Origin of the sequence: Ruegeria conchae (assembly GCF_000192475.1) — a bacterium.
GTDB lineage: Bacteria > Pseudomonadota > Alphaproteobacteria > Rhodobacterales > Rhodobacteraceae > Ruegeria > Ruegeria conchae.
The window spans coordinates 22,675-42,166 of record NZ_AEYW01000018.1; the positions used below are offsets into that span (position 1 = coordinate 22,675).

Consider the following 19,492-nt stretch of genomic DNA (forward strand, 5'->3'; position numbering starts at 1 on the left):
CTATTTAGAATGGATTCTCAATGGCAAGGTTTTCATCCTGGCCTAAATCACCGCATGCCAAGGCCTGTGGTGCAAGGCCCCGGCCTTCTAAAGCCTTGCGCGTTCGTGAAAGATGAAACCCAAAAAATTCAACAACAACTGTGCGGCCAGAATCTGGGTGCTTTCGGTCGGGTCATAGGCAGGAGCGACTTCGACCAGATCGATGCCGACCACATCGCCACGTTTTGCCAGCCCCTGCAGGACCTCCAGCACGTCATAGTATAGAAATCCGCCATGGCTGGGCGTACCAGTGCCTGAAGCGATTGAAGGGCAAAACGCGTCTATATCGATCGTCACATAATACCGCGCCCCTTGAGGAATGCGTGCTAGAACGGCCTCGGTTCCCAGCTTACGTACCTGCCTTACCGACAAGATGTCCGAACCACGTGCACGGGCGTCCTCGTACCCCTCCTTCGCGGTGGAGGATACATTGCGAATACCAAGCTGCGTCATGCCCGAGACATAGTCTTTCTCAATCGCGCGCCGCATGGGGTTGCCATGCCCGGCAGTGACCCCATGACGTTCATCCACGAAATCCAAGTGGGCATCGATCTGAACCACATGTATGGGCCCGTTCTGAGCACAATCCTGGGCAAAGGCGTTGATGCAGGGGATGTTGATCGAATGATCGCCGCCGATGGTCACGGGCATAGCCTTCGCCTGCAGGATTTTACCTACGCCATAACCGATATTTGCATGGCTCTCTTCGGTCTTGGTGTGGATAATATCTGCGTCCCCAAGATCGACCATCCGCACCGAGCTATCCAAATAGGTCGCGTCATCCTCGTGGTCATAAGCACCGGCATGACCAAAACTGAACAGGGTCGAGGCCTCGCGCACGGCCCGCGGACCAAACCGCGCGCCGGGCCGCCACTGGGTCCCGAAGTCGAACGGCGCCCCCAATATCGCAACATCTGCATCGATAACATTCCAATCCGCGAGGTATGGAGATTTTGCGAAGGTAGAAATACCAACAAACGGTAGATTCAATCTGCCAGATTCATAGCCATGATCCTGCATGGGGTGTTTTCCTTTTTGTATTTCCCGGCAACAGTTATCGAAAAAATCCGATCCCCAGAGCTTTGTCGAGCATCATGTGCAGAGAAACGCACGATGTCGAGCCAACGAAACCTGCCAACATCCAAATTACGTTTTGGGGGTTCATAATAATAAGTCGCTACGAATGTCAGGTCGCGGCACGTAAGAAATAATTGGCTTCATAGTACCAACAACCGACCTCTTTAACTCGGGATGTTACGAACGCCTCACGCGGGTGTTTCGTGTATGTGAAGAGGTTTGCGGGCAGAATGGGCACGAACGAAACCGGAGGATGCGATGTCGATCACTCGCCGAGGATTTGCGGGACTTCTTAGCGCTGGGATGGTCTTGCCCACAACGCTATGGGCACAGGAAGACCCTGTATATGAGGCCGTGCGTTCAACCGTGTTTGGAGATAATGCGGAATTCGAAGCCGGTATGGAGTTTCTGACCGAGAGAGATAACCCCGATGTTGTCCCTGCGCTTTTGACTTCGATGCGGTTCAGCGGACGTCGCGTACGCGACATCGCCAAAGTCATGGAAGCTTTGACCGGGGAAAACCACGGCACGGATTGGTTCGAATGGATGCTATGGCAGGAACGGAACGCACAGATTGTTCCCCACCCGTCACTCGCGCCCTTCAAACGCGAAGTTCTGTTGGGAATTGATCAGAATTTTGACCTGTTTCTGCGACCTGAGTATCTGAAACGCGACAAAATGAAGATCCGACTGGAAGAGATTTCCTGGGGCGGCGTGGTCAAGGATGGCATCCCGTCACTGGATAATCCCCAACTGATTTCGGCAGCGCAGGCAGATTATCTGAAAGACGATGATTTGGTCTTTGGCGTTTCGATCAACGGAGACGAGCGCGCTTATCCTCTGCGGATCATGGGCTGGCATGAGATGTTCAATGATGTAATCGGTGACGTTCCGGTTGCGCTGGCTTACTGCACACTTTGTGGTTCGGGAATCTTGTTTGAAACGCAGGTCGCAGGGCGACGGAAACCCTTGATCTTTGGTTCATCCGGTTTCCTTTATCGTTCAAATAAGTTGATGTTCGATCGTGAAACGCATTCGCTCTGGAACCAGTATACCGGCAAACCTGTTGTAGGCCCGCTGGCAGAAAGTGGGATCGAGCTTAGGCAGCGCCCGGTGGTGATTACACGTTGGGATAGCTGGAAAGCTTCACATCCCAATACCCGGGTTCTGTCGCTGAACACTGGTTATCGACGCAACTATGGATCCGGTGTCGTGTATCGTGACTATTTTGCCTCGCCTGATCTGATGTTCCCTGCGCTGGTCGATCAATCCAAGCATCGACAAAAAGACTATGTGTTTGCCGTTCGCCAATTTGGCGCAGCGCGGGCCTGGCCTCTGGATGCGTTTAAGGGCAAACCGGTCATCAATGATGTAATCGGCGGGCGGAACCTGATGCTGATGGGCGATCCAGACAAACGCAGCGTGCGCGCGTACGAACGTGGTCCGCATCAGTTCCGTGCAACACCGAACGGCGGGTTGCTCGACGAAGCAGGGACCAAATGGACCGTCACCGAAGAGGCGCTGGTCTCCCCGAATGGTACGCAATTGCCGCGGGTAGCCGGGCATATTTCCTACTGGTTTGCCTGGGATAACTATCTGGGTGATGCAGCCAGCGTTTATGACGGCTGATCAAGAGTGTTCTTCGGCCGCTGTCGCGGCCAGTGCGCGGTTATATGCCTTGAGTGCGTCGACGTGATAGAGCGCTCCGACAGGATCCTCACACCCCTCTTCGTCGACTATGACAACCGGGATACAGGGGATGTCGTCGCGATCAAAATAGGGCATGGCAGCCTCGAGCGTGGCGCTGGCCTTGACGCAAAGCCCTTGTTCGATCAGCGCCTGCGCTTCTTCTTTCGTTATTGAGCGGGTGCCACCAAGCGGTCGCATCACGGTGCCCGCCCGCAGCATGGCCAGCAAATAGGCCTGAGGCCCGGCGGCCAAATGCACATTGCGACGTTCCAGCTGTGTCAGGAAGAACGACCGATCCACCAGACGCGAGGCCAGCGCTGTGGACATCGAGACCGAAACCATCACGGCGAGGCCGATCTGCCAATCTCCGGTCAATTCAAAAACGATAAGCGTTGTCGAGATCGGAGCACCCAAAACCGCCGCAGCAACGGCACCCATCCCGGCAAAGGCATAAAGCGTATGAGTTCCCGACACGTCGGGTAGCAGGCCGGTGGCGATCAGACCAAAAGCCAACCCGGTCAGCGCCCCAATCATCAGTGAAGGGGAAAAGACTCCACCCCCCATGCGCCCACCCATGGTGATGGCAACTGCAACTGTTTTCACAACGGCCAACACAATTGCCGCAGTTAGCACTATGTCACCTGTCAGGGCGCGTATTGTCGTTTCATAACCCACGCCGATGATATGGGGGAACCAGATCGCCAATAGACCCAGCATCGCACCAGACACTGCCGGGCGCAGCCAGCCTGGTAGCGATAATCGATTTTGGATGTGTGTGCCGATATCTTCAGCAAAAAAAATCGAGCGCATCAGCAGCAACGATACCAACCCACAGATCAGTCCGAGGATCAGAAAGGCAGGCAATTCGACATAAAACTGCAGCGAACCGGGCGTGTCCAACGTAAACTCGGTCACGTCGCCATATGCCAGACGGTTGATCACTGTACCTGCGACCGATGCGATAACGATAGGGGCAAAGGCATGCACGGCGAAATGGCGCAGCACAACTTCAAGCGCGAACAGCGCTCCTGCAATTGGGGCATTAAAGCTGGCTGAGACAGCGGCAGCCACAGCACAGCCTAAAAGATCACGCCCAGTGATCCCATCTGCGCGAATACGGTCGCTGACCCAGGTCGAAATAACCCCTGCCATATGCACGACTGGCCCCTCTCGGCCCGTCGAGCCACCCGAGCTTAGCGTGATCAACGAGGCAATGAATGATGCGATACCGGCCTTTTTCTCGACGCGCCCATCAGTTATGGCCGATCCCTCAATCACATCCGCGACTGAACGTACCCGTCCATCATCTGTAAATCGGTTTAATAGAACCCCGACAACCAATCCGCCTATGACGGGTGTGATGAATATCCAGAACCAGTGCAGTTTCTCAGCATGGCTATGAAGGAAAAGAATGTTGTCAGTGCTATAGAGATAGGCTTGCAGCGACGCGATGGACATGCGGAACCCCAGCGCCATGAAACCAGCAGCGATCCCGATGATCAGCGCGATAAACCAGAATTGTATCTGGCTGGGACCACGATGGAGCATCACGCGCCAAGCATCTTTCAGGGCCGACAGCGCCTGATTGAATTGATTACGCAGCACAGTGCGGGTGGACTGGGTCATTGGCCCTCATGGGGATCGCGTAAGAATGGTCGCTGACCTTTAGTAAGCGACGTGGAGCGCAGAGAAAAGTCGGTTCACGGTGGTTTGTTTACAGTCGTTGCGCGTTAAGCCTCAAGCAGGGCACGGGCTGCAGCGCGCGCCTCATCCGTAATTGTGTCACCCGCGACCATGCGCGCAATCTCATCAATGCGATCAGGAACGGACAATGGGGTCACGGTTGACAGGGTCTGATCCCCTGCCACCTGCTTCTGCACCCGCCAATGATGTGCTGCGCGGGCAGCGACCTGCGGCGAATGCGTCACCACCAGCACCTGCCCGCCATGGGCCAGCGACGCCAGACGCCGCCCGACCGCATCAGCGGTGGCTCCGCCAACGCCCCGGTCGATCTCATCAAAGATCATTGTGCGGGCACTATCCTCGCCGGTCAGGCAAACCTTGAGTGCCAGCAGAAAGCGGCTGAGTTCCCCGCCCGAAGCGATCTTATTAAGTGGCCCTGAGGGCGCGCCGGGATTCGTGGCGACGGTAAAGGCTACTGCATCGATGCCGTCGGGACCGGGATCGCCGGGCGCAATCTCGGTCTGGAAAACCGCGCGTTCCATTTTCAACGGCGCAAGTTCCCCCATGACCGCTTTGTCGAGCGCTCTGGCTGCAGATTGCCTTAAAGAACTAAGAGCTTCAGCTGCCTTGTCATAAGTCGCCTGTGCAGCGGCAACGGCAGCGCGCTTATCGCTGATATCTGCATCGCTGGCGTCTAACCGGTTTAGACGGTCGCGCAGCGTATCAGCGAAGGGACCCAATTCGTCTGGTGCCACATCGTGTTTTCGGGCCAATGCGCGGATCGCAAAGAGTCGCTCTTCGATCTGCTCCAGCTCCGAGGGGTTAAACTCAAGCACTTGCAGGCAGGAATTCACACCATCCTGCGCCTCACCCAATTCGATTAGGGCACGGCCAAGCGCAGCGATGGGTTCTTCTAACTGCCCCTCCGCATGGTCCGAGACACCTTCCAGCCAGCGCACTGCGTCGGCCATGGCGCCTTCGGCCCCATCTCCGCCCATCAACGCAAAAGCGCGGGCTACGTCATCGCGGATGCGCTCGGCCCCCTGCATCATACGGCGGCGAGCGTCGAGGTCGGCATCTTCACCCGGCTGCGGATCTAGCTTGTCCAACTCAGCCACGGAATGACGCAAGAACTCTTCCTCCGCGCGCATGGAGGTCAGCGCAGCTTCGGTCTGAGCCAACACTTTTCGAGCAGTGGACATTTGACCCCAGGCGGAGCGAACAGCGGCTAGTTTGTCCTCTGCCTCTGCATACGCATCCAGCATTGCGCGATGACCACGCGGATTCAGCAAGCCCCGGTCATCATGTTGGCCATGCAACTCGATCAGGGTTCCTGACAAAGCCCGCAACACCTCACCCGAGCAACGACGATCGTTGACCCAAGCAGTCTTACGTCCCTCAGCCGTATTGACCCGACGCAGGATCAACTCCTCGCCCCCAGGCAAACCGGCGTCTGCCAACACGGCATGGGCAGGATGGCCTTCAGGTAACTCGAACTCAGCGACAACCTCACCTTGTTCAGCGCCTTGACGGACCAGTTCAGCCCGCCCGCGCCAACCCAATACAAAACCCAAAGAGTCCAGAAGGATCGACTTGCCTGCCCCGGTTTCACCGGTCAAAGCGTTCAAGCCCGGCTGGAACGTCAGCTCCAACCGGTCGATGATCAGCATGTCGCGGATATCAAGGGCGCGCAGCATCGGGTCTTAGCGTCCCACGCCTTTAGCCATCGCGTTTACAACCACTCACCTTTGATGGTCTGGCGATAGATCGTGCTGAGCCAGTTATTGCCTCGGCTCTTCAGATCCAGCCCGCGTGAGGTCAACAGTGTGTAACCTGCATCGTACCATTCAGAGGATTGATAGTTGTAACCCAGAATTGCTCCGGCGGATTGCGCTTCATCTACCAGACCCAGTGCCAAGTAGGCCTCGATCAGACGATACAGCGCCTCAGCAGTGTGCGAGGTGGTTTGGAAGTCTTCCACCACAACACGGAATCGGTTGATGGCCGCAGTAAAGTGGTCCTGACGCAGGTAATAGCGCCCGATCTCCATTTCTTTTCCGGCCAAATGGTCAAAGGCCAAATCAAACTTGAGAACGGCAGAAGTGGCATATTCGCTATCAGGGTAGACTTCGATCACCGTACGCAAGGCCTGCAGCGCCTGAAAGGTCAGGCCCTGATCGCGACCAACCTCATCGATCTGGTCATAGTAGCTGAGCGCCAGAAGATATTGCGCATACGCCGCATCTTCGTCGGTTGGATAAAAATCGATGTATCGCTGTGCAGCGGCGCGGCTTTCTTCGTAGTTTTGATCCGAATGAAAGGAAAACGCCTGCATGATCAGAGCTCGCTTGGCCCAGTCGGAATAAGGATAAAGCCGCTCGACCTCAGAGAAATACCACGCGGCGTCGTCAGAACGGTTCTGAGACAGCTCATATTCACCACGGGTATAAATCTGCTCTGGTGTGAAACCTTCGAGGTTCTGGTTGCGGTCAGCGCCCTTTTTGCTGAAAAGGCCTCCGTCCCCGCACGCCGTCAAAGATGCTGCCAGAAGAATCGCCGCTGCGAATCTGACTGCCGCTTTGGTGCCAACCATTCCGCCCATCCTTGTCGTTAACTTAGCGGGATTTATCCCTGATCGGACCTCGGTCTAGCACATAAAATTCCAGTGCAAAACGCCTTATCCACCCTATTGACGCAAATGTCGCCAGAGTTGACCGGGTCACGCAACTTGTGGAATTTCACTCCGCACCAGACCCTGACCCGGCAAGCGTGCGGTTTGTTCAGGCGTGCATAGGATCGGGCGCACCGCACCAGGTGTCTCGAACAGCTTGCGCAGCAGCGTGTTGGTCATAGAATGACCCGACTTTTCACCGGTAAAGCGACCCAGGATCGGACCGCCTGCCAGATAAAGATCACCCAAGGCATCCAGCATCTTGTGACGCACGGCCTCATCATCGTGGCGGAAACCACCCGGCGTCAGAACTTCATCACCTTGCACAACGACCGCGTTTTCCAGCGTTCCACCCAACGCCAGACCGTTCTCGCGCATCGCCTCAACATCCGTACGGCGGCAGAAAGTGCGGCTGTCGCACAATTCTCTCGCAAAGGATCCGTTGCGCATATCCAGAACTTTGGTCTGACTGCCAATAGCGTGATCTTCAAAATCAATGTGGAATTCGATCTCAAGCCCGTCGGCAGGAACGATCGACGCGCTTGCGCCCTCGCGCGAAACGGTGATCGGTTTGAGAACTTCGTAGGCCAGCACGGGGCTCGCCTGACGACGCACACCTTTAGCCATGATACCGCGAACGAACTCGATGGACGAGCCATCCATGATCGGAACCTCGGGACCGTCAATCTCGATCAGAGCGTTATGTATGCCGCACCCGGCGAGTGCCGCCATGATATGCTCAACGGTCGACACCGAAACATCCGCTTCGTTCACGAGACGGGTGCAAAGCGGCGTACGTTCGACGACATCGTAGATCGCGGGAATCATCGCATTGCCCAGCTCGATATCAATCCGTTTGAACCAGATTCCATGACCTGCGGCCGCAGGCTTCAGAACCATCGTCGCAGGCTTGCCGCTATGCAGCCCAGTGCCCGTAAACGTGACTGAAGATTTGAGCGTATGTTGCAATGTGAGCCTCGGTGAATTGTGTCCAGCCTGCCAGGGGCTGTGTTGCACCCTCAACTAAGGAAGGGGGCGTCAAGGCTCAACTCACTCTTTGCAACCGAATGAAACATGATTGTTACACATCGGCAAATCCCTGCTTACATGGGTTTAATACCTTGTGTTTCAACAGAAAAGGGCCGCATGTTTGCGGCCCTTTGAAACGATTTTGTTACCGCGATCAGTTGGCTTGACGCCGCAGGAAGGCCGGAATTTCGATGCGCTCCTGGTCTGGATCAACCTCATCCTGCGCAGGTGCCGTGGCGTCAACCGACCGCATAGCAGGCTGTTGGCGCACCGGTTGCGCAGGCGTATCGGCCGCATGACCAGTCATACGATCGATCAGTCGGTTAAATCCAAAACGCGGACGATCCTCGGCTGCCTGCTGCGGCTGTGGAGCAGGTTCACGAGGGGCTGCAGCCGTTGGACGTAGCCGGTTATGCGGTACCTTCTGTACGGCTGCCTGCAATCGCTGCATCGCTTCTGGCGACGGAGTGCCGGGGGTCGGAGCACGCTGATCGACGTAAGCCTCGGGGGTTTCTTCCACTTCTGGCTGCGGCTCGAATTGTGCCACTTGTGGCTGATAGGCAGGCGGAGGCAGCCCGTCATCATCCTGTTCAGCCGCGGGCTGTTCGTCTTGCCAGCCCTCGTTGAACTCAACGTCTTCGATGGATTCAAACAGCGTCGGAGCAATGTTGTCCTCTTCTGCTGCCGGGGCGCCGGCAACCGGCTCCTGCGGCTGCTCTTCCGCTGAAACCGTGCGGGTCAGCGGAGCCGACATCGAACGGCGTGCGACTGGCACGTCGTCGGTTTTTTCGCTGGCATCAATACCCGTCGCAACAACAGACACGCGCATGCCACCTTCCATCTCGGTATCGAGGGTCGAACCGACGATAATGTTGGCCTCGGGATCCACTTCCTCGCGGATGCGGTTGGCGGCCTCGTCCAATTCGAACAGGGTCAGGTCGTGCGAACCAGTGATGTTGATCAGAACGCCCTTCGCGCCCTTGAGGCTGATTTCGTCCAGCAGCGGGTTGGCAATGGCCTTCTCGGCGGCCTGAATGGCGCGGTCTTCACCAGTGGCTTCACCCGTACCCATCATCGCCTTGCCCATCTCATCCATCACAGCGCGGACGTCGGCAAAGTCGAGGTTGATCAAACCCGGACGCACCATCAGGTCGGTCACGCCCTTGACGCCCTGATACAGAACGTCATCCGCCATCGAGAACGCTTCAGTAAACGTGGTCTTTTCATTGGCCAGACGGAACAGGTTCTGGTTCGGGATGATGATCAGTGTGTCGACAACTTGCTGCAATGCGTCAACGCCGTCTTCGGCCTGACGCATCCGCTTGGCCCCTTCGAACTGGAAGGGTTTAGTCACAACACCAACGGTCAGAACACCCAGTTCTCGCGCAGCCTGTGCTATGATCGGGGCCGCCCCGGTACCGGTCCCGCCGCCCATACCTGCAGTGATAAAGCACATATGTGCCCCTGCCAGGTGGTCAACGATCTGTTCGATGCTTTCTTCGGCAGCCGCGGCTCCCACGGTCGGGCGTGCCCCCGCACCCAGCCCTTCTGTGACTTTGACACCCAGTTGCACCCGCGCTGATGAGCGGCTTTGCTGCAACGCCTGCGCGTCTGTATTGGCGACGACAAATTCGACGCCGTCCAACTGCTTTTCAATCATATTGTCGACAGCATTGCCCCCAGCGCCACCAACGCCAAATACGGTAATCCGAGGCTTGAGTTCGTCGTGCCCGGGCATCGAAAGATTTAATGTCATGCTCTGTCCGCCTGTTTTATATGTTGCCGCAAAATGCGGTTTATTCTGACCTATCCACAATTGATTTTACTGTGTCATTTCGGAAACGTCACCAGAAAAATCGCCAGATTCCACAAAATATGGAGGAAATAAGGCAACAAACTGCCGCATTTCGCTGCAACCGCGATATGTTGCGGCGAATGGTTCATGTACCACTACGTACGGAAAACCACACCCGCCCTACGGGGGTGCGAAACTCGTTGATCATTCAATATGGTCGCTGAAAACTGCTCAACGTCCTGCCGCTAGGCCTCTTTCGGGCCTTGTGGATATCTTGCGGGATTCTGGCACGGGCTGCAACCGATTTCTTTAGCCTACTGGAGTACTTGGGCAGTTTAGACTGTCGTCTGTAACACTTCGGACTTCTTGCGTTTCGCTCCCTACAAAACGCGCGAGACGCACCATCAGCCGGTCATCATGAAGGAAGGGCCACCAGCAAACTGGTACGCCATCGGGCGCATCATCATAGAGAAAGCAAATCTGGCCGTTTGGCGTGGTGATCTGACCATAAACGCATCCCCGCCCCTCCATCCGCCAGACAGAGAGAGTCGGGCTCAGGAACTCTTCGGTTCCGACCAGCATACCGCTGCGGATTTCGTGAAAGGTGATCGTTTTACCTACAACAGCGTTCAGAAACGCCTCAGGCGTGATCAGTGTCTGGGTCTCTGCGACGGTGGGTAAGAACGCCGCGCAGAGCGCCACCCGGCGCAGTTGTTTACCAATTGTCACGGAACCAGCGCACAGCACGTTTGAACGGGCGCGCAGCGTAGGTGTCAACCGGGATTTCAAAGTCCCACCATTCGTCCTGTGGATGCGCAGCAAACAGGCTAAGCCCAACCGCCGAGGAAAAGCCCGGCCCCGTCGCCGATTGCGGCAAACCATGGACGCGCAGCGGGCGACCCAAACGAACACGCTGGCCCAGAATACGACTGGCCAACCCGTCGAGTCCCATGATCTGGCTGCCACCGCCAGTCAGAACGATTTGCTGGCTGGGCAGGTGATCAAATCCCGCTGCATCCAGGCGGGTGCGGACTTCTTCGAGGATTTCTTCGACGCGTGGTCGCATAATGCCGATTAATTCGGCACGGCTGACGGTGCGACGGTCATGCTCCCAATCACCGGTGTCGCCGCCAATATCGATCAGGTCGCGGTCGTCAGCACCCGTTGCATGAACGCCGCCGTTAAAGGTCTTGATCCGTTCGGCCACTGCTGCAGGCACTCCAAGGCCCATTGAGATATCGCTGGTCACGTGATCGCCGCCCATGCGCACGCAATCGGCATAGATCATATGTTTCTTCATGAAGATTGAGATGCTGGTGGTGCCGCCGCCCATGTCGATACAGGCGGCACCCAATTCCTGTTCGTCCTCGACCAATGCCGAAATGCCCGAAACGTAGGCTGAGTTAGCGATCCCCGCCAATTCCAGATCACAGCGCTTGATACAGCGAACGATGTTCTGGATCGCGACCGCATCGACGGTCAGCATGTGCATATCCACTGCAAGACTTTGACCTAACTGTCCACGCGGGTCGATCAGCCCCGAACGGTTGTCCAGTGCAAAATTCACCGGTTGGGCATGCAACACTTCGCGTCCTTCGCCATAATCCGGCACATCACAGGCATTCAGCACGCGCCCCACCTCGGCCTCGGTGACCAGCTGGCCTTCCAGATCGACCTGTGCGTCCAGACCGTATGAGCGTGGATTGGCCCCTGAGAAGGAAGCGATGACGTGATCAACACGGATATCGGCCATTTTCTGCGCCGCCTGCAGGGCGGTGCGGATGGCGCGCTCGGTTTCTTGCATCGCGGTAACTTCGCCGAACTGCACCCCGCGTGAGCGAGTAGTCGCGGCACCAATCACCCGAAACCCGGTCTGACCCGCCATGGAGCCAATCGAATTGTCCTCGGACAACCGCCCCGTCCCGTCGAAGCGCAGGACTAGGCAGGCGATTTTGGAGCTGCCCACATCCAAAATGGCGACTACGCCGCGTTGCATTGCCTGCCGGCGCATCTGCCGCATAGCCCGTTGGGACTGATAAAGATCGGTCATCATGGTCGTTACTGCCCGCTACTCACATCTACTTTTGTGTTCCACCAGTCTTCGCTGGCTGTTTTGTTCATTCGGATGGTTGGTCGCTGGCCAAGGCGCATATCGACCGCAGCCACATCGCGTTCCAGAAGGTCCTGCACCTCGTTTACTGCCAGTACGCGTTCCAGTGCACGCGCAGGTCGCTCGGTTGGCAACATGATGCGCTGGTTGCGATCCAACACCAGATCCCAGCGGCGTTCACCAACACGCACGAGCCCCCGGACCCGCTCGCCCAAACTGCGGGCGGTTGTCAGAATCTGCAGCGCTTCGGGCACATGCTTGTCCGCGCCTTTCCCGGCAATCAAAGGCAAGTTTGCGTGATCAGCACGCGCCGCAATCATATCCACGTGGGCACCGGTTTCATCCAGTAGCTCGATCCCGTCACGCGTACGCCAGACGATGACCGGCTGACGTTCAACTATGTCCACCTGTAAGATACCGCCGGGGCGAATGCGCACAGTTGCCGACTTCACCGGATCGAGCCCAGTGATGGTGTCGCGGATCATCTCGACATCCAGGTCCCAGGAACTGAGCGGGAAATCGAGAGGTACAACCTCGCGGATATCTTCCGATAGCGCGGTCCCCGCACCGTCGATGGCCATCAGGTTGACCATGAATTCCGGACGTTCCTGAATCGAGGTCTTGATGCTGATGACATAGGCACTGACGGCCTCGCGGCGTTCTTCAGCGGCAAAGAAGCCTCCGACCAATCCGACGACCGCCAGAACCGGTAGACCAATCTTCACCCCGCGCCGGATGCCGGGGGTGAGCATCCAGCGCTGAAAACGGTAGCTGAGGCGCGAAGGCGCAGGATCAGACAAGCGTCCGCGACCAAAGAATCGGGTGCCTCGCAAGCGCAGTTTGGGTTCAGCTTCGGATTCCGACTTTGGAGCAGCACCAAAATCCGCATCTGGCCCCGCCAGCGGTTTGGTCCGGTGGATCACTGGCGTGCGGGTGGCGGTCAGCGGTCGCATGAGGCGTCCTCCACCATCCAGGCGCAAAGCTCGCCGAATGTCATGCCCAGATGCGCGGCTTGTTCGGGCACCAGCGAGGTTGGCGTCATGCCGGGCTGCGTGTTGGTTTCCAGCAGGAACAGGCCATCCGCACCCATGCTGTCATCCCAGCGATAATCGGTACGGGATACGCCGCGACAACCCAGTGCATTATGGGCTTTCAGCGCGTAGTCCATGCAGCGGTCAAAGATATCCTGCGGGATGTCGGCGGGCAGCACGTGCCACGAGCCGCCGGGTTTGTACTTGGCGTCATAGTCGTACCAGCCACCATCGGTCATGATTTCGGTTACCGTCAAGGCGCGGTCGCCCATCACCGTCACGGTCAGTTCACGGCCTGCGACGTATTTCTCAACCATCACCTGATCGGGCATCGCCGCGTCCAGTTGCGGCGGGCCGTTGGCATTTTCGTGCACGATATAAATGCCGACGCTAGAACCTTCGTTGTTGGGCTTGGCCACATAGGGTGGTTCCATCACGTGGACTTCGACCACTTCGACCTTGGGCACGATCACGCTGGGCACAACAGGCAGACCCTCGGCCTGATAAACCTCTTTACTGCGCTGTTTGTCCATCGCCAAAGCCGAGGCCAGCACGCCGGAATGCGTGTAGGGAATGCGCATCCATTCCAGTAGACCCTGCACACAGCCATCCTCGCCCCAGCGGCCATGCAGGGCGTTGAAAACTACATCTGGCTTGATCTCCAGAAGGCGCGCGTAGAGGTCGGGACCCGCGTCCAGTTCGACCACTTCAAAGCCTTCTCCCACAAGGGCGGCTGCGCATTCGCGCCCAGAGCTGAGAGACACCTCGCGTTCCGCCGAGGGGCCGCCCATCAATACCGCCACTTTGGGGTTTGTCCTGCTCGACATACCCAATGTGCGCCTCAATGTCCCCGGACCTTATGTAGTGGTCCGTATTGCGTTTATGCCTTTGATCCGTCGCCTGAATTTGCCTGTTTTGGTCTGACGGTTGGGGCTATATTATTTCAGCGGATCACCGACCCGCATGATTTCCCACTCTAGCGTGATGCCGCTTGTTTCGTAAACCTTTTTTCTGACCTCTTCGCCCAGTCCCTCGAGGTCAGCGGCAGTCGCGTCACCGGTATTGATCAGGAAATTCGAGTGCTTGGGGCTCATTTGCGCGCCGCCTTTGGTAGCGCCGCGCATGCCCGCGTTGTCGATCACCTTCCACGCCTTGAGGTCGTGCACATCATCTTCGCGCCCGGTCGAAGAAAACCCAGCCGGGTTGCGGAAGGTCGAACCAGCGCTTCTGTCCTTGGTTGGCTGCGTTTCGTCGCGCTTCTTAAGCTGCGCTTCCATGCGGGCGTGCAGCTCGGCCGGATCGCCCGAGAGGGCTTGGAAGGTGGCTGAAACCAGCACCGCACCTTCGGGCAGATCGGACTGACGGTAGCGGAAGTTGAAGTCATCGGAACTGAGTTCGACAAGTTCGCCCTGCCGTGTGACGATGGTGGCTTTTTGCAGCACATCCGCCGTGTAGCTGCCATAGCAACCCGCGTTCATGCGCACCGCCCCGCCGATAGAGCCGGGGATCGTGCGCAGAAATGTCAGGTCAACGCCTGCATCTGCAGCCTTCCGCGCCACATGGGCATCCAGCGCCGCCGCGCCTGCAGTGACGGTGTTGCCGTCGACTGAGATACCGTTGAACCCACGCCCCAAACGGATCACCACAGCACGCAGGCCGCCATCCCGTACAATTAGGTTTGATCCGACACCCATGGGAAAAACCGGAACGTCTGCGGGCAGGGCGCGCAAAAAGGCCTGCAGGTCTTCGGTATCGGCAGGCTGAAACAAATAATCAGCAGGCCCACCAACGCGAAGCCAAGTCAAATCATTGAGCGCACGCGCCTCGGTCAGGCGACCTCGGACCACGGGTAGATCGGTCATGCATTTGTCCTAGCTGACAGGCTGCGTCCTCCAACGCCCCCCATAATGACGGCAAACAGGAACGGTAGGACACCACCTGTGAGCCAAACAAATGGGCCAAATGCCTGTTCCTCTTCGCCTGTTTCGACACCAGCCAACATCACGATCAGCACCAATGCCACAGCCGAAGTCAAACCGATCAACCAAATCAGCGCTTTTATACCGATCCAGCGTCCGGCAACAAAACCAGATACGGCACCGAAGATGAGAGAGATCAATGGCAGATAAGCAAAGGTGGCAATGTCGACCATGGAGGCCTCCTGATAAGGTCGGTTACTTGTTGACCGCCTTCATGCCCTGCAATTTCGACTTTGTCCAACGGGTCAGGTATATCACCGGCCAGCGCAAGATCGACATACCCGCAGCCAGCACCACAAGCCCGATCCAGGGACCGCTTTCATAGGTGACATAACCAAGAATCGGAATTCCCACGGCGATCAAGAAATATGCCCGTTTCCAGTGATTATCTTTGCTAGGAAGCATTGCCAATATATTGGCAACAACGCCCCAAAGACCGGCAAGCGCGAGCGACCAACTCATTCCGATACCTCTTTACCTGTCCATTTACGCAAGTAGTAGCGGATCGGGTTGCGGTACATCGAAGCGAAACCGGCAATGGCCATCACACCGATAAACCAGCCATAGTCATATCCCAACCATAGGATTAGGAACGGCGCACTGCCAAATAGCACTACGCCCGGCGGGAACTGCAAACGCATCGGTAGCATTGCGACGATGGTTGAGGCAAAAACCCAGGCGCAGGCGATGATGAGCGAAAGCGACACGAGCCTAACTCGCCTTCGCAATCAATTGGTCAGGCAACCCATTGGCCCAGGCGCTGATGGTCCCGGCACCGAGGCATACAACCATATCCCCCGGTCGGGCCTGTTCGCGGACGAGCCGCACGAGGTCACTTTCATCCAGAATGGCCCGCGCATGGCGGTGGCCGTGACGGATCAGCCCTTCGACCAGTGCGTCGCGGTCCGCCCCTTCGATCGGGTCTTCTCCTGCCGCAAAGACCTCGGCGATGGCGACCACATCGGCATCGTTGAAACAGGTGCAGAAATCATCAAACAGGTCAGACAATCGCGAATACCGGTGCGGCTGGTGGACGGCGATGACGCGGCCCTCGGTAGCTTGGCGCGCAGCCTTGAGAACGGCTGCGATTTCTACTGGATGGTGACCATAATCGTCGATGATGGTGACACCGTTGATCTCTCCGACCTTGGTGAAGCGGCGGTTAACGCCACCGAAATTGGCCAGCGCGTCGCGAATTTCCGAAGCTTTCATCCCCAGATGACGGGCAACGGCCACTGCGGACAGAGCATTCGATACGTTATGATCACCTGGCATCGGCAGGGTGCAGCCTTCGATCACCTTGTCTTCGTAGCGCAAATGGATGTCGAAATGTGCAACGCCACCTTTATAGGTCAAGTTCTCGGCCCGTACATCGGCCTGTGCGTTGAAACCATAGGTGCGCACGCGACGGTCCGAGATGCGTCCGACCAGAGCTTGCACCTCGGCATGATCCGTGCAGCAAACGGCCAGACCATAAAACGGCAGGTTCGAGACAAATTCGTAAAACCCGTCGCGCAGTTGGTCGAAATCGCCCCAATGCTCCATATGCTCGGGGTCGATATTGGTGACGATGGCGATGGTTGCAGGCAGGCGATTGAACGAGCCATCGCTCTCATCCGCTTCAACCACCATCCATTCACCCTGCCCCATGCGCGCGTTGCTGCCATAGGCGTGGATGATGCCGCCATTGATGACGGTGGGATCGAAATCACCCGCAACCATCAGTTCAGCCATCATCGTGGTCGTGGTCGTTTTTCCGTGGGTTCCGGCGATGGCAATATTCGAGCGCAGCCGCATGAGTTCGGCCAGCATGTCGGCGCGGCGCACCACCGGTAGGCCTTGCGCGCGCGCCTCATCCAGTTCCGGGTTCCCCGGTTTGATCGCGGTCGAGACCACGACCACCGCGGCGTTCTGCAGATTCTCGGCACGCTGGCCTTCGAAAATCTCAGCGCCGAGCCCAGCCAGTCGGTCAGTAATCTTCGAGGTCTTCAGATCCGAACCTTGTACCTGGTAGCCAAGGTTCAAAAGCACCTCGGCGATGCCTGACATCCCGATCCCGCCGATACCCACGAAATGGATCGGTCCAACGTCCTGCGGCAGTTTGGTTGCTGGATTCATGAGGTCTCCTTCTGCGCCAGTTGCTCGACAAGGGCGACCAGACGCTCGGTTGCGTCCGGAGCCCCGACCGATAGCGCGGCATGGGCCATTTGCTGTGCGGCTTCGGGGTTGGTGAGAACCGTGGTCATCTGCTCTGTCAGCGCGGGAACGTCAAGGGCGTTTTCGGGGATCATGATCGCCCCACCCGCCTGAACCAACCCGCGCGCATTGGCGGTTTGGTGGTCACCAGCGGCGGTAGCAAGCGGGATCAATATCGACGGACGGCCAATCACCGAAATGTCGGCGATACTGGAGGCACCCGAGCGGCTGACAACCAGCTGCGCATCAGACATGCGACGCGGCACATCGTCAAAAAATGGCTGCACATCGGCGCGGATGCCGTGATCGGAGTAAAAGGCTTTAACCCGCTCGCTATCCTCTTCGCGGGCCTGGTGCGAGACGCGGATATGGTCGCGTACGGCTTCGGGCAACGCCGCAATCGCACCGGGGACCACATCGCTGAGAATACGCGCGCCTTGCGAGCCGCCCATTACAAGCACCGACATCGGGTAATCTCCGGGCGGAATAAAGGGCGCTCCTTCACGTTCCAGTACCGCGCCGCGCACCGGGTTGCCGGTGTGGATACCGTTGGCCCCGGCCGGCAGATCGGTGGGCCAGACACCGCAGGCCACCTGCGCAACCCGAGTTGCAAACACTTTATTCACGCGACCCAGAACACCGTTCTGTTCATGGATCATTCGCGGGATTTTCAACAGCGTTGCTGCGCCCAGCGCCGGGATCGACGGATAGCCTCCAAATCCCACCACAACGTCCGGCTTGTCGCGCATCATCTGCGCCGCCATACCGGTCACACCAGCAGCAATCTTGGGCCCGACCAGCACTTTGGCGGCCAGACCACCGCGGGCAAAGGTTGCCGAGGATGCCTCGACAATTTCAACACCTTCGGGGAACGCACCGGTATAGCGCGCTCCTCGCGGATCGGTGGACAAGCGCACACGCCAGCCTTTGGCCAGCATCGCCTCTGCCAGTGCCTGCGCCGGGAACATGTGTCCTCCGGTGCCACCTGCTGCGATCAGAAGATACGGCATCATCCTCGCCCGCGCAAAATATCACCGAGTTCGCCTTGCGGGCGGGTTCGGGTGAAGGCCAGCAACATGCCGACCGCGATGCCGCCTGCGATCAGCGACGAGCCACCATAGCTTACGAAAGGCAACGTCATGCCTTTTGCAGGCAACAGACGTACAGCAACGCCCATGTTGATCATCGCCTGTACACCGAACATGCAGGCCAGCCCGGTACCCGCCAGGCGAATGAACATGTCGCGTTCGCGCATCAGTCGCAGCAGCGAACGCACGACGATCAACGAATAGAGTGCGATGATGATCAGAACGAGGATCAGACCATACTCCTCTGCCGCCACTGCGATGATGAAATCAGTATGCGCGTCAGGCAGCGACCATTTCACCTGCCCCTCGCCCACGCCAACGCCGAACAATCCACCCTCGCGGATTGCGTTCGTCGCGTAACCAAGCTGCGTGGTCGGGTCGAGTTCCTGATTTAGAAAACCGTCGATACGGCGCGCAAAGTGCTCTGAGTTGGAATAGGCGAACATTCCACCCAAAACCACGGCCCCCGCCATGCCAACCAACAGCAACATCGGAGCGCCCACCACGAAATACATTACCCCCCAACCAAAGAGGATCAGGCAGGCCTGTCCAAAATCGGGTTGCATCACCAACATCGCAACAATGGCCATACACAGCGCGAATGACCATAACCGCCCCGGAGGGCCATTGATTTCCTGCGAAGCAGCCAACAGCCACGCTGCCACGACGACAAATCCGGGCTTGAGAAATTCTGATGGTTGCAGCGAGGCAAAGCCCAGCGAATACCAGCGCACTGCGCCTTTGCCAAAATCCGTGCCAAAGATCGGCAGAAATGCCAGCGCCACGAACGAGACAAGAAAGCCCAAGATCGCCAGACGCCGCACCAGCGTGGGTGACATCATCGAGGTCAGAAGCATCGCAACCAGCGCGAGCCCTCCGAACAGCGCCTGCCGCTCGACATAGTGGAAGGGATCAAATCCGTTGCGCCCCGCGAGCGGCGGAGAAGAGGCCAGCCCAAGCAGAAGCCCTATGACAAACAGGATCAAAACGCAGGACATCGTCCAGCGGTCAATCGTCCGCCACCACTTCGGTAGAATCGGTTCGCCGCGCTGGTCCTGGACCGCGCCATACACCATCTCAGTCATGAGATACCGCCACTATCTGC

General features: G+C 57.7%; 18 protein-coding genes. 1 reads left to right on the plus strand and 17 read right to left on the minus strand.

Features of this window, described 5'->3' with window-relative positions:
* Positions 1–87: 87 nt before the first annotated feature.
* On the minus strand, positions 88–1,059 hold the full coding sequence (gene speB, locus G7G_RS0116610; RefSeq protein WP_010442571.1) for an agmatinase: 972 nt from the start codon (positions 1,057–1,059) through the stop codon (positions 88–90).
* Between the two features lie 315 nt (positions 1,060–1,374).
* Between speB and G7G_RS0116615 the strand changes: the two genes are divergently transcribed.
* Positions 1,375–2,745 (plus strand): DUF3179 domain-containing protein, encoded by a 1,371-nt coding sequence (locus tag G7G_RS0116615; protein WP_010442572.1) that lies wholly within the window; start codon positions 1,375–1,377, stop codon positions 2,743–2,745.
* On the opposite strand, the gene G7G_RS0116620 is transcribed toward G7G_RS0116615, so the two are convergent.
* From G7G_RS0116620 to ftsW, 16 genes are all read right to left on the minus strand, one after another.
* A complete protein-coding gene (locus tag G7G_RS0116620; protein WP_010442573.1) occupies positions 2,746–4,431 on the minus strand; it encodes a chloride channel protein in 1,686 nt (561 codons plus the stop codon).
* Positions 4,432–4,535: 104 nt separating this feature from the next.
* A complete protein-coding gene (recN, locus tag G7G_RS0116625; RefSeq protein WP_010442574.1) occupies positions 4,536–6,185 on the minus strand; it encodes a DNA repair protein RecN in 1,650 nt (549 codons plus the stop codon).
* A 35-nt stretch (positions 6,186–6,220) separates the two neighbouring features.
* Complete coding sequence (locus tag G7G_RS0116630) at positions 6,221–7,081, minus strand: outer membrane protein assembly factor BamD (RefSeq protein ID WP_010442575.1); 861 nt, start codon at positions 7,079–7,081, stop codon at positions 6,221–6,223.
* A gap of 126 nt (positions 7,082–7,207) precedes the next feature.
* Positions 7,208–8,128 carry a UDP-3-O-acyl-N-acetylglucosamine deacetylase gene (lpxC, locus tag G7G_RS0116635; RefSeq protein ID WP_029622104.1) on the minus strand — a complete coding sequence of 307 codons (921 nt, stop codon included), beginning with the start codon at positions 8,126–8,128 and terminating at the stop codon, positions 7,208–7,210.
* 214 nt (positions 8,129–8,342) lie between these two features.
* Positions 8,343–9,944 carry a cell division protein FtsZ gene (gene ftsZ / locus G7G_RS0116640; RefSeq protein WP_010442577.1) on the minus strand — a complete coding sequence of 534 codons (1,602 nt, stop codon included), beginning with the start codon at positions 9,942–9,944 and terminating at the stop codon, positions 8,343–8,345.
* A gap of 348 nt (positions 9,945–10,292) precedes the next feature.
* Complete coding sequence (locus tag G7G_RS0116645) at positions 10,293–10,712, minus strand: hypothetical protein (RefSeq protein ID WP_010442578.1); 420 nt, start codon at positions 10,710–10,712, stop codon at positions 10,293–10,295.
* Positions 10,699–12,033, minus strand: a complete 1,335-nt coding sequence (gene ftsA, locus G7G_RS0116650) for a cell division protein FtsA (RefSeq protein WP_010442579.1) — start codon at positions 12,031–12,033, stop codon at positions 10,699–10,701. Before ftsA ends, G7G_RS0116645 begins: the two co-directional genes overlap by 14 nt.
* Positions 12,034–12,041: 8 nt before the next feature.
* Positions 12,042–13,046: a cell division protein FtsQ/DivIB gene (locus G7G_RS0116655; protein ID WP_010442580.1), complete on the minus strand. Its 1,005-nt coding sequence runs from the start codon at positions 13,044–13,046 to the stop codon at positions 12,042–12,044.
* Positions 13,034–13,951, minus strand: coding sequence for a D-alanine--D-alanine ligase (locus G7G_RS0116660; RefSeq protein ID WP_010442581.1), 918 nt, complete (start codon positions 13,949–13,951; stop codon positions 13,034–13,036). Before G7G_RS0116660 ends, G7G_RS0116655 begins: the two co-directional genes overlap by 13 nt.
* Positions 13,952–14,062: 111 nt before the next feature.
* Positions 14,063–14,986, minus strand: a complete 924-nt coding sequence (murB, locus tag G7G_RS0116665) for a UDP-N-acetylmuramate dehydrogenase (protein ID WP_010442582.1) — start codon at positions 14,984–14,986, stop codon at positions 14,063–14,065.
* Positions 14,983–15,276: a hypothetical protein gene (locus G7G_RS0116670; protein WP_010442583.1), complete on the minus strand. Its 294-nt coding sequence runs from the start codon at positions 15,274–15,276 to the stop codon at positions 14,983–14,985. Before G7G_RS0116670 ends, murB begins: the two co-directional genes overlap by 4 nt.
* Positions 15,277–15,298: 22 nt before the next feature.
* Positions 15,299–15,565, minus strand: a complete 267-nt coding sequence (locus G7G_RS0116675; RefSeq protein WP_010442584.1) for a DUF2484 family protein — start codon at positions 15,563–15,565, stop codon at positions 15,299–15,301.
* The gene (locus G7G_RS0116680) at positions 15,562–15,810 is read right to left on the minus strand and encodes a DUF2484 family protein (RefSeq protein WP_010442585.1); all 249 of its coding nucleotides are present in this window, start codon (positions 15,808–15,810) and stop codon (positions 15,562–15,564) included. The genes G7G_RS0116675 and G7G_RS0116680 overlap by 4 nt, the downstream gene beginning before the upstream one ends.
* 4 nt (positions 15,811–15,814) lie before the next feature.
* Positions 15,815–17,221: a UDP-N-acetylmuramate--L-alanine ligase gene (gene murC / locus G7G_RS0116685; protein ID WP_010442586.1), complete on the minus strand. Its 1,407-nt coding sequence runs from the start codon at positions 17,219–17,221 to the stop codon at positions 15,815–15,817.
* Positions 17,218–18,309 carry a UDP-N-acetylglucosamine--N-acetylmuramyl-(pentapeptide) pyrophosphoryl-undecaprenol N-acetylglucosamine transferase gene (locus tag G7G_RS0116690; protein WP_010442587.1) on the minus strand — a complete coding sequence of 364 codons (1,092 nt, stop codon included), beginning with the start codon at positions 18,307–18,309 and terminating at the stop codon, positions 17,218–17,220. The genes murC and G7G_RS0116690 overlap by 4 nt, the downstream gene beginning before the upstream one ends.
* Entirely contained in the window at positions 18,309–19,472 is a 1,164-nt protein-coding gene (gene ftsW / locus G7G_RS0116695) for a putative lipid II flippase FtsW (protein ID WP_010442588.1), read from the minus strand. The genes G7G_RS0116690 and ftsW overlap by 1 nt, the downstream gene beginning before the upstream one ends.
* Between the last annotated feature and the right edge of the window lie 20 nt (positions 19,473–19,492).

What these genes read in the sequence shown, in the direction of transcription:
- G7G_RS0116690 (WP_010442587.1), bottom strand. Translation starts at nt 18,309, where the DNA reads ATGCCGTATCTTCTGATCGCAGCAGGTGGCACCGGAGGACACATGTTC.
- G7G_RS0116655 (WP_010442580.1), bottom strand. Translation starts at nt 13,046, where the DNA reads ATGCGACCGCTGACCGCCACCCGCACGCCAGTGATCCACCGGACCAAA.
- G7G_RS0116630 (WP_010442575.1), bottom strand. Translation starts at nt 7,081, where the DNA reads ATGGTTGGCACCAAAGCGGCAGTCAGATTCGCAGCGGCGATTCTTCTG.
- G7G_RS0116615 (WP_010442572.1), top strand. Translation starts at nt 1,375, where the DNA reads ATGTCGATCACTCGCCGAGGATTTGCGGGACTTCTTAGCGCTGGGATG.
- murB (WP_010442582.1), bottom strand. Translation starts at nt 14,986, where the DNA reads ATGACCGATCTACCCGTGGTCCGAGGTCGCCTGACCGAGGCGCGTGCG.
- ftsZ (WP_010442577.1), bottom strand. Translation starts at nt 9,944, where the DNA reads ATGACATTAAATCTTTCGATGCCCGGGCACGACGAACTCAAGCCTCGG.
- ftsA (WP_010442579.1), bottom strand. Translation starts at nt 12,033, where the DNA reads ATGACCGATCTTTATCAGTCCCAACGGGCTATGCGGCAGATGCGCCGG.
- G7G_RS0116660 (WP_010442581.1), bottom strand. Translation starts at nt 13,951, where the DNA reads ATGTCGAGCAGGACAAACCCCAAAGTGGCGGTATTGATGGGCGGCCCC.
- ftsW (WP_010442588.1), bottom strand. Translation starts at nt 19,472, where the DNA reads ATGACTGAGATGGTGTATGGCGCGGTCCAGGACCAGCGCGGCGAACCG.
- G7G_RS0116675 (WP_010442584.1), bottom strand. Translation starts at nt 15,565, where the DNA reads ATGAGTTGGTCGCTCGCGCTTGCCGGTCTTTGGGGCGTTGTTGCCAAT.
- murC (WP_010442586.1), bottom strand. Translation starts at nt 17,221, where the DNA reads ATGAATCCAGCAACCAAACTGCCGCAGGACGTTGGACCGATCCATTTC.
- speB (WP_010442571.1), bottom strand. Translation starts at nt 1,059, where the DNA reads ATGCAGGATCATGGCTATGAATCTGGCAGATTGAATCTACCGTTTGTT.
- G7G_RS0116620 (WP_010442573.1), bottom strand. Translation starts at nt 4,431, where the DNA reads ATGACCCAGTCCACCCGCACTGTGCTGCGTAATCAATTCAATCAGGCG.
- recN (WP_010442574.1), bottom strand. Translation starts at nt 6,185, where the DNA reads ATGCTGCGCGCCCTTGATATCCGCGACATGCTGATCATCGACCGGTTG.
- G7G_RS0116670 (WP_010442583.1), bottom strand. Translation starts at nt 15,276, where the DNA reads ATGGTCGACATTGCCACCTTTGCTTATCTGCCATTGATCTCTCTCATC.